This is a genomic window from Weissella sp. DD23, from assembly GCF_001579105.1.
Taxonomy (GTDB): Bacteria; Bacillota; Bacilli; order Lactobacillales; family Lactobacillaceae; genus Weissella; species Weissella cibaria.
This window is the reverse complement of the sequence record NZ_KQ970420.1, coordinates 1-995: the sequence shown is the minus strand read 5'-3', so window position 1 is coordinate 995 and position 995 is coordinate 1. Positions and strand designations below refer to the sequence as shown.

General features: G+C 46.1%; 1 protein-coding gene. It reads left to right on the top strand.

The genetic code is table 11. The features are described from left to right. On the top strand, nucleotides 1-995 hold a 995-nt coding region (locus tag WEIDD23_RS11945), incomplete at both ends, for an ABC-F family ATP-binding cassette domain-containing protein (protein WP_156469659.1).

The window sequence follows — 995 nt, the reverse complement described above, 5'->3', positions numbered from 1 at the left end:
CGGCGTTCGACCGAGTGATTTCGTTGGAAAAGAAGATGCGTGAGATGGAAGCCAAAATCGCATCGGCAACGGATTATGAAAGTGATGACTACACGAGTTTATTGTCGGCGTATGATCAAGCGCAACACGATTTCAATGAAATGAATGGTTACGGTTATGAAGCAACTATTCGATCGGTATTGCATGGATTTGGCTTTGACGAATCATTCTATGATCAAAAGATTTCATCACTATCTGGTGGTCAGCGCACGCGTTTGGCGATTGCGAAGCAGTTGCTGGAGACGCCTGATTTGCTAATCTTGGACGAGCCAACGAACCACTTGGATATGCAAACGCTGTCTTGGTTGGAGCAATATCTGCAAAACTACCAAGGGGCCTTGTTGATTGTTTCCCACGACCGTTACTTCTTGGATCGGGTCGTGAACGAAATTTATGACATGCACTCGGGTGTGTTGGATCACTACACGGGTAACTACTCACGCTTTATGGAGCTAAAGGCTGCTAAGGTGCTGCAAGAACAGAAGGCGTTTGACAAGCAACAAGAAGAGATTGCCAAGTTGGAAGACTTTGTGAACCGTAACATTGTGCGTGCGTCAACGACGAAGCGGGCCCAGTCACGGCGTAAGCAGTTGGAACGCATGGAACGCTTAGAAGCCCCTAAGAATGAAACGGGTGTCGCTCATATCCAATTTTCAACTGACGAAGAGTCTGGTAATGAAGTAATGCGTGTCAATGAAGTGAAGCTAGGCTACGACTTGACGAATATTTTGGCTGAGCACGTCAATATTGATGTGGACAAGCAACACGCAGTGGCCTTGGTCGGACCGAATGGAATTGGTAAGTCAACGTTGATTAAGACGATCTTGGGGAAGTTACCCTTGATTGCGGGCACAATCAAAATGGGTGCGAATGTTGAAGTTGGTTATTATGACCAAGAGCAACAAACTTTGGATCCAAAGAAGTCGGTCTTAAATACGATTTGGGATGAACACCCA